1 pseudogene is annotated in these 506 nt (G+C 71.3%); it reads right to left on the bottom strand.

Annotated elements, in window-relative coordinates:
* A pseudogene (locus tag VR45_RS30220) lies at positions 1–506 on the bottom strand (hypothetical protein); the annotation flags it as partial.

Below are 506 nucleotides of genomic sequence, written 5' to 3'. Positions count from 1 at the left end.
CCTTGGCCTTGTCGGCGGCCTCCTTCTCGGCGGCCTTGGCGCGCTCGGCGGCAGCGGCCTGCTGGGCGGCGGCCTTGGCCTTGTCGGCGGCCTCCTGGGCGTTGATCTTGGCGCGCTCCTCGGCGCTGAGCTTGTTGAGCAGCGCCTCGGACTGGGCGAGCTTGCTCTGGACCTGGTTCTTCTGGGCGTTGAGCGAGGCGCCGACGGCGTCGAGGTCGGCGAGGGTGGCGGCGGCCTCGGCGCGCTCCTGGTCGAGCTTGCGCTGTTCGTCCTGGGCCCGCTTGAGCAGGTTCGTCCAGGAGCCGGCGACCTGGTCCTGCACCGAGGCGCGGCCCAGGTAGCTGGCCGGGTCGGAGTCGAGCATGAGCTGGATGCCCGGGTCGATCCCGTTGTTGCGGTACTGCTCGGCGCCCACCACACCGAGCTGGGTGCGCAGTTCGTTCATGGCGTCCTGGCCGCGGGCGACCTTCTCCTGGATCCGGTTGGCCTCGCCCTGGAGCTTCTGC

Origin of the sequence: Streptomyces sp. NRRL S-495 (assembly GCF_000966955.1) — a bacterium.
Classification (GTDB): domain Bacteria; phylum Actinomycetota; class Actinomycetes; order Streptomycetales; family Streptomycetaceae; genus Kitasatospora; species Kitasatospora purpeofusca.
Note: the sequence above shows the minus strand (reverse complement) of the source record. Positions and strands in the feature narration are given on the sequence as shown.